At 33.1% G+C, this 12,565-nt stretch carries 14 protein-coding genes and 1 pseudogene; 13 read left to right on the top strand and 2 right to left on the bottom strand.

What is annotated here, in order from left to right:
• Positions 1-174 precede the first annotated feature (174 nt).
• From EUC40_RS15340 to EUC40_RS15310, 7 genes are all read left to right on the top strand, one after another.
• Entirely contained in the window at positions 175-840 is a 666-nt protein-coding gene (locus EUC40_RS15340) for an HAD family hydrolase (protein WP_156575876.1), read from the top strand.
• A gap of 216 nt (positions 841-1,056) precedes the next feature.
• Entirely contained in the window at positions 1,057-2,496 is a 1,440-nt protein-coding gene (locus EUC40_RS15335) for a GntP family permease (protein ID WP_156575875.1), read from the top strand.
• A gap of 87 nt (positions 2,497-2,583) precedes the next feature.
• Entirely contained in the window at positions 2,584-3,786 is a 1,203-nt protein-coding gene (locus EUC40_RS15330) for an iron-containing alcohol dehydrogenase (protein ID WP_071709482.1), read from the top strand.
• A 183-nt stretch (positions 3,787-3,969) separates the two neighbouring features.
• Positions 3,970-4,662 carry an aspartate/glutamate racemase family protein gene (locus tag EUC40_RS15325; protein ID WP_156575874.1) on the top strand — a complete coding sequence of 231 codons (693 nt, stop codon included), beginning with the start codon at positions 3,970-3,972 and terminating at the stop codon, positions 4,660-4,662.
• Positions 4,663-4,757: 95 nt separating this feature from the next.
• Complete coding sequence (locus EUC40_RS15320; protein ID WP_156575873.1) at positions 4,758-5,231, top strand: SAM-dependent methyltransferase; 474 nt, start codon at positions 4,758-4,760, stop codon at positions 5,229-5,231.
• Entirely contained in the window at positions 5,228-5,668 is a 441-nt protein-coding gene (locus EUC40_RS15315) for a GNAT family N-acetyltransferase (protein WP_156575872.1), read from the top strand. Before EUC40_RS15320 ends, EUC40_RS15315 begins: the two co-directional genes overlap by 4 nt.
• A 185-nt stretch (positions 5,669-5,853) precedes the next feature.
• The gene (locus tag EUC40_RS15310) at positions 5,854-6,339 is read left to right on the top strand and encodes a DUF2975 domain-containing protein (RefSeq protein WP_071709486.1); all 486 of its coding nucleotides are present in this window, start codon (positions 5,854-5,856) and stop codon (positions 6,337-6,339) included.
• Between the two features lie 243 nt (positions 6,340-6,582).
• Here EUC40_RS15310 and EUC40_RS15305 read toward each other — a convergent pair whose 3' ends face one another.
• Both EUC40_RS15305 and EUC40_RS15300 read right to left on the bottom strand, forming a co-directional pair.
• Entirely contained in the window at positions 6,583-7,110 is a 528-nt protein-coding gene (locus EUC40_RS15305; protein ID WP_156575871.1) for an HAD-IIIA family hydrolase, read from the bottom strand.
• 29 nt (positions 7,111-7,139) lie between these two features.
• Positions 7,140-7,570 (bottom strand): annotated as a pseudogene (locus tag EUC40_RS15300) (GNAT family N-acetyltransferase).
• Positions 7,571-7,723: 153 nt separating this feature from the next.
• Here EUC40_RS15300 and EUC40_RS15295 point away from each other — a divergent pair.
• From EUC40_RS15295 to EUC40_RS15270, 6 genes are all read left to right on the top strand, one after another.
• Complete coding sequence (locus EUC40_RS15295) at positions 7,724-8,434, top strand: ABC transporter ATP-binding protein (protein WP_156575870.1); 711 nt, start codon at positions 7,724-7,726, stop codon at positions 8,432-8,434.
• Positions 8,427-9,626 carry an ABC transporter permease gene (locus EUC40_RS15290; protein WP_156575869.1) on the top strand — a complete coding sequence of 400 codons (1,200 nt, stop codon included), beginning with the start codon at positions 8,427-8,429 and terminating at the stop codon, positions 9,624-9,626. The genes EUC40_RS15295 and EUC40_RS15290 overlap by 8 nt, the downstream gene beginning before the upstream one ends.
• 281 nt (positions 9,627-9,907) lie before the next feature.
• On the top strand, positions 9,908-10,495 hold the full coding sequence (locus EUC40_RS15285; RefSeq protein WP_071709491.1) for a YpjP family protein: 588 nt from the start codon (positions 9,908-9,910) through the stop codon (positions 10,493-10,495).
• A gap of 109 nt (positions 10,496-10,604) precedes the next feature.
• Positions 10,605-11,246, top strand: coding sequence for an HAD family hydrolase (locus EUC40_RS15280; RefSeq protein WP_208814610.1), 642 nt, complete (start codon positions 10,605-10,607; stop codon positions 11,244-11,246).
• The gene (locus EUC40_RS15275; RefSeq protein WP_156575867.1) at positions 11,233-11,598 is read left to right on the top strand and encodes a VOC family protein; all 366 of its coding nucleotides are present in this window, start codon (positions 11,233-11,235) and stop codon (positions 11,596-11,598) included. The genes EUC40_RS15280 and EUC40_RS15275 overlap by 14 nt, the downstream gene beginning before the upstream one ends.
• Before the next feature lie 11 nt (positions 11,599-11,609).
• Positions 11,610-12,542, top strand: a complete 933-nt coding sequence (locus tag EUC40_RS15270) for an aminoglycoside phosphotransferase family protein (protein WP_156575866.1) — start codon at positions 11,610-11,612, stop codon at positions 12,540-12,542.
• The last annotated feature ends 23 nt before the right edge of the window (positions 12,543-12,565 follow it).

Below are 12,565 nucleotides of genomic sequence, written 5' to 3'. Positions count from 1 at the left end.
AAATTAATTGTAACTGTTTCACTTTATCATATATATCGTATTTTGTAACTGAAAGTACGTGATATAGGAAAAGTAACTTGTCAGAAAAATGGATAATAATAGTATAATAGGGGAGAGGTAGGTAAAAGGTATTTTTCGTTTACATATACAATGAGGTGAGTGGAGGAAGGAAACATGTATAAAACATTTTTATTTGATTTAGATGGAACATTAACGGATCCGAAGGAAGGGATTGTAAATTCAGTTTTATACGCGTTAAAAAAAGTAGGGATTGAAGAATTACATGCAAACGAGTTAGATTCATTTATTGGTCCTCCTATTCAACAATCATTCATAGAGAGATATAATATGAGTGAGGGAGAAGTTGAACGAGCTGTTTTTTATTTTCGGGAGTATTTAAAGCAAAGTGGATTGTTTGAAAATAGTGTATACGAAGGTATTCCAGATATATTGCAACAATTAAAAAAATCGGGTAATCATTTATTTGTAGCAACATCAAAGCCTACGGTATTTGCGAAACAAGTACTAGATCATTTTCAATTAACGAATTATTTTGAAGATATCGTCGGGAGTAATTTAGATGGTACGAGAATAAAAAAAGAAGAAATCATTTCTCATATTCTACAGACAAATGATGAACTTAATAAAGAAGAAATTGTTATGATTGGAGATAGGAAGCACGATATAATTGGTGCGAATCATAATAGAATTGCTTCAATTGGAGTTTTGTATGGTTATGGAAGTGAAAAAGAGTTGAAAGAAGTTGGTGTGACCCATATCGCGAATGATGTAGAAGGGTTATATCATTTTTGTATAGAAAATAACTTGATAAAGCAGTGAATATAGACATTAACAGTCCCTTTATAACGTATGACGATGAAATCGTTATTGTTTAAAGGGATTTTTCATATGTAATCGAATATGTATAATTAGACATTTTTAGCATGAAAAATTTGTAACAAATAGAGGAGGTTTGTCATGAAAGAATAGAGTGTGACAAAATTACAGAAGTTTGTCAAAAGAAGATTGAATTTTCAGTTTAAAGGAGGGGTATAATTGGAGCTAGTTATTATTTTATTAGCACTTAGCTTACTTATGTTTGTAGCATATAGAGGGTTCTCTGTTATTTTATTTGCACCGATTTTCGCATTATTTGCGGTATTTTTGACAGAACCTAGTTTTGTATTACCTTTCTTTTCTAATATTTTTATGGAGAAAATGGTAGGATTTATTAAATTATATTTTCCAGTGTTTTTACTAGGAGCAATATTTGGGAAAGTAGTAGAAATGTCAGGAATTGCTGATTCAATCGCAAAGACAATTGTAGAGTTAGTTGGGGAAAAACGTACAATTTTAGCGATTGTTTTAATGGGAGCTATTTTAACATATAGCGGTGTTAGTGTGTATGTAGTGGTATTCGCTATATTCCCGTTTGCGGCTAAGTTGTTTCGACAAGCGGATATTCCAAAGCGTTTGATCCCTGGAACGATTGTTCTCGGAGCAGCGACGTTTACAATGGATGCACTTCCTGGATCACCACAAATTCAAAATGTAATACCTACAACTTTTTTTAAAACTGACATTTACGCAGCACCGATATTAGGCATTTTAGGAGCAATCTTTGTTTTAACGTTAGGTTTATTATATTTAGAGAGTAGACGTAAAAAGGCTAAGGCAGCAGGGGAAGGGTATTTCGGATTTAATGATGGGAATAACGAAATGGCTGCAACTTTACAAGTAGAACAAAAAGCTATGCCAGTAATGCGCGGTATTGAGATTACGAAAGTACAGCAAGTAATTGCGTTTGTACCACTTATTTTAGTAGGTGTAATGAATAAAGTTTTCACAATCATGATACCGAAGTGGTATCCGAACGGTTTTGATTTTTCTGCAATTGGTATGAAAGCATTTGGAAAGGTAGAATTAAGTGCAGTAGTAGGGATTTGGTCAGTAGAATTAGCGCTTATTATTGGGATTGTTTCAACACTTTTATTATATTGGAAACGAGTAGTAACAGGTTTTCAGGCTGGATTAAATACAAGTATAGGGGGAGCACTACTTGCAACAATGAATACAGGAGCAGAGTTTGGCTTTGGTGGTGTGATTGCAGCGCTTCCTGGTTTTGCGATAATGAGAGACAGTATTTCTGCAACGTTCACGAATCCTTTAGTGAATGGAGCGGTAACGACGAATATATTAGCGGGTATTACAGGCTCTGCATCAGGAGGAATGGGAATTGTTTTAAGTGCTATGGGAGATAAATTTATTGCAGCAGCCAATCAATTTGATATTCCATTAGAAGTTATGCATCGTATTGTATCAATGGCATCAGGAGGTATGGATACATTACCGCATAACGGTGCAATTATTACTATTCTGACAGTAACAGGATTAACACATAAACAGTCATATAAAGATATATTTGCTATTACAATTTTGAAAACGGTTGCTGTATTTGCAGTCATCGCGTTCTATACTTTAACAGGAATCTATTAATAATTTTTGAAATTCGAATAGTAAGGATTCATCAAATCGATAGTTTATTTCATAAAATATTAATTAGGGTAAGAAGGGGTGGAGTACTTGCAAGAAGTTGCTGAGTTTCGTATGCCGAAGTCTGTATTATATGGAAGAAATTCGCTTGAAAAACTGGGAGAACAATCAAAAAAGTTAGGGAAAAGAGCTTTTATAGTTACTGATACGATTATGGAGAAATTAGGTTATATAGAAAGGTGTATAAAACAACTAAACAAGAAAGGCATTACTGTTATTACATATAATAAAGTGAATGCTGAGCCTACAAACATACACGTATTAGAAGCGTTAACTATTTGTAAAGAAGGAAAGTGTGATTTTATTATCGGTATTGGTGGTGGGAGTTGTATTGATGCTGCGAAGGCGGTAGCAGTGTTATATACTAATGGTGGAGAAATTGAATATTACGTTCAAAAGGATATTGAAATAGAAAATGATCCACTACCACTTATTGCAATTCCAACAACTTCTGGTACTGGATCAGAAGTAACAAGTGTAGCAGTAATTACGAATAAAAAAACAGATGTAAAAATGATGATGAAGCATCCGAGTTTTATACCACAAGTAGCAATTATAGACCCTATTTTAACATGTTCGGTACCACCCCAGATTACAGCAGCAACAGGGATAGATGCATTGTGCCATGCAATAGAAGCATATATTTCTAAAGTTTCACAGCCACTTACAGATGTACTTGCTCTTTCAGCTATTGAAAGTATTATGAAATATTTACGTATTGCATATGAAGATGGAGATAATATGGAAGCAAGAGAAGCGATGATGATTGCTTCATTACAAGCTGGAATCGCATTTTCCAATGCATCCGTTACATTAGTTCATGGAATGTCTCGGCCAGTGGGAGCATTATTTCATGTACCACATGGTATATCGAATGCCATACTATTACCTACAGTTTTAGAGTTTACAAAAACAAGTGCAGTGAAAAGGTTAGCAGAAATTGGACGTAGTTTAAACAACGATTTTTACTCATATTCTGATGAAGAAGTAGCAAATTACACGCTTGCTGAAATAAAGAAACTTTGTTTTAATCTTCGTATTCCAAATTTAAAAGAATACGGAATCGATGAAATTGAATTTGAAAATGCTATTTCTAAAATGGCGTCAGATGCAATTGAAAGTGGTAGCCCAGGAAATAATCCACGAGTACCTTCTTATGATGAAATCAAACAGTTATATCGAGAATGTTTTAATTACAAATATGCAGATTCTATAAAAACATCGGAATATTGATTTCTGAATATTCTATAAATATTTCCTTGGAAATGAATATAAAATTAATTTTCAGTATTGACATCTTAAATTAGTTAAAACAAGACTTTATATTATAAACTTAAAGTCTTGTTTTATTATGTATAATATACATAATAAAATGTTGTTATTAGTTTTATAAAAACAGTTTAGGTAGGTTTTTATATGAAAACGATAGGTCTTATAGGTGGTATGAGTTGGGAATCAACTTCTGAATATTATCGAATTATTAATGAAGAAATAAAAGAGAGATTAGGAGGATTACATTCAGCAAAGTGTATGATTAATAGCGTTGACTTTGAAGAGATTGAACGATTCCAGTCTAACGGAGATTGGAATGGCGCAGGAGAAGTATTAGGGAATGCGGCATATTCACTGCAAATAGGAGGAGCAGACTTTATAATCATTTGCACAAATACAATGCACAAGGTAGTTGACAAAATAAAGGGGAATATTAACATTCCAGTCTTGCATATTGCTGATGCAACTGCAAAAGAAATTAAAAGAAAAGGTATTCAAACGGTTGGGCTACTTGGAACGAGATATACAATGGAGCAAGATTTCTATAAGTCACGAATAGAAGAGAATGATATAAAAGTAATAGTTCCATCAAAAAAAAATAGAGAAAAAGTAAGCGAAGTAATATATACAGAATTATGTTTAGGAAAAATAATATCTCAATCTAGAGAATGTTATAAAAAAGTCATAGAAGAGTTAGTGGAAAAAGGAGCACAGGGAATCATATTAGGTTGTACAGAAATAGGGTTATTAATAAAGCAAGAAGACGTACCAGTCCCAGTATTTGATACTACTCATATACATGCAATTGAAGCTGTAAATGTCTCCTTAGAAAAATAGATTATAATTATATTATGTAAACTTAGTGCGTCTATCTGGAAAACATTCAGAAAATATTTTATAATGTAAGTGGTTACATTTAAGGGGGAATGCGTATGTTTTCATTTCAACCAATCGCATTTGTACATAATGAAAGAAAGGAAATAAAAGATGATGAGTGGGGGGAAGTTAGATCCTGCATTACTTTAACTGATATGTTTACAGAAGAAAGTATGCAAGGAATTGAAGACTTTTCTCATATTGAAATTGTTTTTTATTTTCATAAAGTAACTGCTGAACAAATTCAATATGTAGCAAGACATCCTAGAAATAATAATGATTATCCTAAAGTAGGTATTTTTGCACAGCGTGGAAAAAATCGTCCGAATCGCATAGGTGTGACAATTGTAAAAGTAATAAAAAGAGAAGGTAAATCAATTATTGTTGAGGGATTAGATGCTATTGATGGAACTCCTATATTGGATATAAAGCCAATAATGAAAGAGTTTATGCCGAAAGAGGACATACAACAGCCTAAATGGGCAACAGATATAATGAGACAGTATTGGAAGGGGAATGGAGTAAAATGAGAATATATGAGGCAACAATTGCAGATTTAGATGGACTAGCATCAGTTTTTAATAACTATCGTATGTTTTATAAACAAGATTCAGATATAGAAGGCGCAAAAGTATTTTTACGGAATCGCATTGAGAGAAAAGAGTCCGTTATTTTCGTGGCAGTTGAAGAGGGTGAATATATTGGGTTCACACAATTATATCCATCATTTTCTTCAATTTCGATGAAAGAGTTATGGATTTTAAATGATCTGTTTGTACAAAAGGCGAAGCGCGGAGCCGGAACAGGTAAAAAATTATTAGAGGCTGCTAAAACATTCGCATTAGAAAATGGCGCAAAAGGTGTAAAATTACAAACAGAGATTGATAATTTATCAGCGCAGCGATTATACGCTGAAAATGGTTATTTAAGAGATAATCGTTATTTCCATTATGAATTAACGTTTTAAAATATATAAAATTAAAGAGACATTTTAAAGTAAAAGAATTTCTTTGTAATGAGAAATTCTTTTTATTTTTGTCAAAAAACATGGTGAAAACAATAATGTTATGATAAAAAACAACAATAATTTATTGTTAAACGATAAAACGTGTGATAAAATCATATTGTCATTAAATAAGTGAGGTATTGTAAATGAATGTTAAACGAGGTTCAACTACTTTCTTAAAAGTAATTATTTTTCTGGCTGGAATTGCAGTGCTTGCTTTATGTATATTTTTAGTGCCCAAAATGGCGAATTTCGCGGCAGAGTTGTATCCAAATATTATCCTGATGAAATATTTTGTTTTTATTGTCATGTATGGAGCCGCTTTACCTTTTTACATTGCTCTCCATCAGGCTTTTAATCTTTTGCAATATATTGACAGGAACAGAGCTTTCTCGGAATTATCTGTAAAGGCGTTAAAGAACATAAAATGTTGTGCAATTACAATCAGCGGTTTGTATATAGTAGCTATGCCACTCTTTCGTTTTATAGCGAAGAAAGTTGATCCTCCAATTGGATTAATGGGATTCATCATCATTTTTGCTTCGCTCGTTATTGCTGTTTTTGCTGCCATCCTCCAACGCCTTCTACAAGAAGCGATTAATATAAAATCAGAAAATGATTTGACAGTCTGAGATGGAGGGTATGACAAGTATTGTTAATATCGATGTTATTTGTTCAGAGAATTGTATTGATAGTAGTGATAAAAATATGATGTGATTTGTAATGTTTGTTTCTCAAAAGGCAACGTAAACAATGTTTTACATTGTGGCGTGTGAATCAAAACCTGCAATATAAATCCTCTCTTACAAAAACAAGAGAGGATTTATATTGCTATTTTTTTATTTTACAGAGTGAAACGTCTCTTTTAAATTGTTTTACAGTTGATTTAATATCCAGTTTGTTGCATCTTCAAAGTTTTCTGCAATGTAGTTCGGCTCAATATGTGCCCACTTGTCTCGGTACGTATGTAAAGCATCATATCCAGCGCCCGTTCGTACTAAAATCGTTGTCGCGTTTACTTCTGCTCCTGCAACAATATCAGTCCATCGATCACCAACTACAGCGCATTGCGTTAAATCTAGTCCATGTTTTTCCGCTGCTTTAAGAAGCATACCTGTACTTGGTTTACGGCACTCACAATCATCACTGTGTTTGTGGGGACATAGGTAAATATCATCAAAACCGAAACTTTCTAATTCTTGTACAAAGTCAGTTACAGTCGCTATTCCATCTGCGATACCCGGTTGATTTGTGAAAGAGAAAAGCTTTATATTTTGAGCTTTTAGTTTTTTTAAGGCTGCTTTTGTAAAAGGAAATAATGTAAAAGAGCCTGGGTAATGTATTGTAGTGTCGCCGCCAATTGTACCGTCACGATCAATGAAAATTGCTTTAATGTTTGTCATAGTTATAGTCCTTTCAATTTATAAGTAGTTTAAAAATGTTTTACAAATCGATATCCATTTACTTCATATCCTAATTTTTTGTAAAAAGGATGAGCTTCTACCCTTTTTGTTCCACTAACTAGCCATGTGCCAATGCAATTATGCTTCTTTGCTAATTGCTCTGCATAATCCATTAACACTTGTCCAATGCCTTTACGCCTTATTGTTGAATCAACGCTAATAATTGAAATTTCTCCATACCGAGTTACATCTTCTAAATTTTCACGTATACGAAACCCAAGTAATCCAAATATAGTTTCTTCTTCCTCGTAAACATATAAAAATCAAGAGGACTCATTTGTACGAATTGCAATCGGTTATTCATATCTTCATAGGAAATAGAGGAACCTTTTAATTCTTTCGTTAAAGAGCAAAGTGCATCAAGATCGCCTATCGTCGCTTCACGAATTTGAAAAGACATACTATCCACTCCAATAAAATGTAATCAAACATTTAATATTCTGTTAAAAAGCGTTTTTTCCTGCTAGGAAAATAAATATTTTATAGTGATATATAGATAGTTGTATGTTATTCTTTTCCTTGATTGTATTGAAAATGGAAATAAGGGGAATGTATGTTAAAAGTAAATATCCGCTCTGCTGGATATGAAATAGGTGAAAAAACAATTCATGATATTGCTTTTTCCATCGAAAAAGGTGAACTAGTTGCTCTTATTGGTGCGAATGGTGCCGGGAAAAGTACGACGATTAAAACGATGCTCGGTTTACTTGTAAATATGAATGGTGAAATCTCATTTGGCGAAAAGAAAAATCCGTATGCATACGTGCCAGAACATCCAACTTATTATGATTATTTGACGCTTTGGGAACATATTGAATTATTAATGGCAGCTCGTGGAAGTGAAATTGGAAGCTGGGAAGAACGGGCGGAACAATTATTACATACATTTCGAATGGATAAGCATAAGCATGAGTATTTATCAAAGTTTTCAAAAGGTATGAAACAAAAATCGATGCTCATATTGGCGTTTTTAACTGAACCAGATTTTTATATAATTGACGAACCTTTTATCGGTTTAGATCCAGTAGCTACAAAAGAATTTTTAAGTTATCTATATAAAGAGAAAGAACGCGGGGCAGGAATTTTACTTTGTACGCACGTATTAGATACCGCTGAAAGAATTTGTGAAAGATTTTTGCTCATTTCACAAGGAACATTAGTAGCGGATGGAAACCTAAACACGATTCAAACGTTAGCGGAAATGCCAGGGAGTTCATTATTAGACTGTTTTGATGTAATTGTAAGGCGTGAACAACATGATTAAACAACAGTTTTATAAAAGATTGCGTCATGAACTTGAGCGGAAATGGAAGTCTATACGTTCGGTAACAGATTGGACAGTTGCGTTATATATTATTATTCCAGCTTTTATATTTATGGGAATCTATTACCGGTCACTATGGGTAAATGAATTATCAATGGAAGAGACGATTTACTTCGGATTAGGGTTACTCGTATTTTATCTTGTAACATATTCGAGAGGAGTTCGCTCATTTTTTGAACAAGCAGATAGTTTGTTTTTAATTTCGTATCCAGCTCATATGCAAAAATTAGTTCAGTATGGCATGATTTACACATTTGTTCGAATAGCGATAACGAATGGAATAGTAGTCGTTATTATGTTACCAGTGTTGATGAAAGGCATCAAAGTAACAGAGATACAAATCGTATTATTTTGGGCATTCTTTACTGTATTTCGATTTTTACTGTCGTTGTTGACGAGATTTATTCATGTACGTGTTGGGAAACGATGGGTTTTATGGATTGTAAAAAATGTAATATTTTCTATGAGCGTATCCTTTACGGGAATTAGTTTATTTTTTATTTATAAAAATCCATTTTATTCAATTCCATGTATCAGTCTAGCAATTTCTTTAATTATTGTATTAGTAAAAGAGAAGATGAATTATAAAAATTACTTTTATAAAGAAGTCGAAAAGGAAAAAGAAGAAAGTATGCGCTGGACGAGCGGGATTATGCAAGTTGGTGGCCATACTGTTAAGCCGAGTAGTTCGAACAAAAAACCATGGATGTTTCCACGTTCTAAAAGGTTTTTAGGGAAGAAAGCTGATTCTCGTATTGTTGAATCTTTTTTGAAAGAATTTTTCCGTACAAGTACTGTGCGAATATTTTATATTCAAATTGTATGTATAAGCACTGCAAGTATAATTATGACTCCAAGGTGGATTGCAGCTATTATTCTCGTATTTGCTTTATTTGCAATTTCACGTTATGCACGTGATTATTGGAATGCGTTTACGCAAAAAATGTTTCTTCATTTATATTGTGAAGAAGGGAAATTACTTTTGTTAAGGTGGAAGGCGGATCGTTATTTACTACTTCCAGTAATACTTTTGTATGGAATCATTATACTTTCTCATTTTTATTTATTTCCAGCTGTAATCGCCGGGATTGTTTTTATATTATTGATGGGTTGGATTGTATTTTTACCATAGAAAAAGAGCCTGAAAATGGCTCTTTTTCTAGTCTGTAACACATTGATAAATAAAATATACTAGAACGAGTATGCTTGCGGCAGAATACATGACATCTAAAGTCATCTGGTCGCCTCCTCATTGTTGTTATTTATAGTGTATGAAATCTTACAATTTCATATTCAAGTGAAAAATATGTGAACGTTAACAAATTTGTAAAGTGCAAAAATTACAATCATTTTGTATAATAGAAGAAACAACCGTTATATAAAATATAATGAGTGAAAGGGGAGGGAACATAAATGCCAAATTGGTTTAGAAAAACCTTAGTCGCATTAATTACCGTATTTACATTTGGTTTAGTGACGCCTCCTTCCATATTGCTTGATAATGCCAAAGCTGCGGACAAGCCTACGAGCACAGCTAGGCAACAAAATTTGGAGAGTACGTCCTATACATATGAAGAAACGAATGATAGGTTAACCACCGATACTTTTATTACTTATGCAATGCAAGAAGCAGAGAAACAGTCGATGCAAAAGTTTGGTACTAAAATTGGTCCAGTAATTGAAGATGAGTTTAAAGATGTAGTTTTACCGAAAATTGAAGAAGCAATTGCTGAACTGGCAAATGATGTACCAGAAGAATCGTTACAATCGTTAGCGATTTCTCAAAGACCAGCTGGTGGAAATAATGAGAAAATTTTTCACGTTTATGATACAAAATCAGGAAATGACTTACTGCGATTTCATGTAAGAAGAGATCATCCACCGCAAGATGGTTATTATTTTAACTTCCACTATCACCGTTTTGATGATGGATACTCAGGACATCATGAGTTAGGAAATATTTATTGGAATACGAATGTACCGCCAAAATGGCTGTCTTAAAAAGAACAAGAGAAAATCTTGTTCTTTTTTATGCTTATAGAAGGGTAAGGAAACAATGTTGTTGAATAACAGAGGTTTAGGAAAAAAAAGAAATAAAGGGAGTATGGGGATGCAAAAATATATTGTTTTTGACTTTGATGGCACATTAGTAGATTCACAAAATATATTTGTACCGATTTATAATCAACTTGCTGAGAAGCATGGCTATAAGACCGTTAGTGAAGAAGAAATTGAGCCTTTACGAAAATTGACTATGTCTGAGAGATGTAAAAAGCTTGATGTACCACTGTATAAGCTTCCTATTTTAGCGTTAGAGTTTTACAAATTATATCAACCCGCTATAAAAGATCTCATTTTATTTCATGGAATGAAGGATGTATTAGATGAATTACATAAAAAAGGATACGGAATTGCAGTCATATCATCGAACTCAGAAGAACATATTCGGGCATTTTTACACAACAATGGAATAGAAAACATTCAGGAAGTGTACTGTTCTAAAAATTTATTCGGTAAAGATAAAATGATAAAAAGATTTTTAAAATCGAAAAAGCTAACAGAGCAAGATATGTTATACGTTGGTGATGAGCAGAGAGATGTAGCAGCGTGTAAAAAGGCTGGTGTGAATGTAATTTGGGTATCTTGGGGGTATGATGTCATTGAAACAGTAAAAAAAGATGCACCGGATTATATGGTTCATACACCGATGGAAATTGTGCAAGTAGTACAAGGAGCGTATTCATCATATTGAATTTTGGGTAAAGGATTTAGAGGAGTCCATTTCTTTTTATGATAAGTTGTTTTTCATAATTGGATGGAGAAAGTTAAACGAAGTAGCATATAGCACAGGAGAAAGTGAGATATATTTTAAAGAAGTAGATGAGGAAATAGTAAGGACTTTAGGGCCAAGACATATTTGTTATCAAGCTATTCATAGAGGAGTAGTTGATGAAGTAGCAGAGTTTATTTTTAGCACAAAAGTGAAAGTAATACGGGGTCCGATTGAAATGAATCATTATTCGGAAGGGTACTATACGATTGATTTTTATGATCCGAATGGGTTTATTATAGAAGTAGCGTATACACCAAATGTAGAAATGTAAGGGGAATATACATGAAGACAATTACAGTAGGGCAAAACAATATACAAATAGTAAAAGATGCAGTGGATATTAAAGAAATTTCTAAAGGTTTCTCACCTGATAAGAAATATATAATTACGAATACGAATAATGAAAAATATTTATTGCGGACAGGCGATATAAAAGAGTATGAAAGAAAGAAAATAGAGTTTCAAATTTTAAATGAAATGCAAAACCGTAGAGTGCAAGCACAAAAACCAATTGAAATGGGTTTGTTGGCAGAAGAAGGTTTATGCTATGGCATTTTTTCATATTTAGAAGGGGAAGATGCGAAGAAGCTATTGCCTACGTACTCACCAAAAGAACAATATGAGATCGGTATAGAGGCAGGGAAAGATTTAGCAAAAATGCATACATATGAAGCTCCTAATGATATACTTCCATGGTATGAAAGAGCAATGAAAAAACATCGAAAATATTTAGATGCATATAAAACATGTGGCATACAAATAAAAAATGATGATAAAATCATAAAGTTTATAGATGAAAATGAAAAATATTTAAAGAACCGCCCAAATCGATTTCAACACGATGATTTTCATTTAGAGAATATAATCTTACGGGACGGGAAATATGTAGGTATTGTTGATTTTAATGGCTACGATTGGGGCGACCCGCTTCATGATTTCGTAAAAATTGCACTATTTGCAAGAGATATTAGTATTCCGTATTCCATCGGGCAAATAGTAGGCTATTATAATGGAGAAATACCAGAAGAGTTTTGGAGGTTATATGCAGTATACGTTGGAATGACGGTTTTCTCTTCAGTTGTTTGGTCTTTACGAGCAGCACCGCATATGTTAGATGATACGTTAGAGCGTCTTACTATTGTGTTAGAAGATCATAAAAACTTTGAACTATCGAAGCCAATTTGGTTTGAGAGTGAAATAATAAATGAAAAATAGGAAAAGTAGGTGTGTAATTCCAC

The sequence above is a fragment of the Bacillus luti genome, assembly GCF_009739945.1.
Lineage (GTDB): Bacteria > Bacillota > Bacilli > Bacillales > Bacillaceae_G > Bacillus_A > Bacillus_A luti.
Note: the sequence above shows the minus strand (reverse complement) of the source record. Positions and strands in the feature narration are given on the sequence as shown.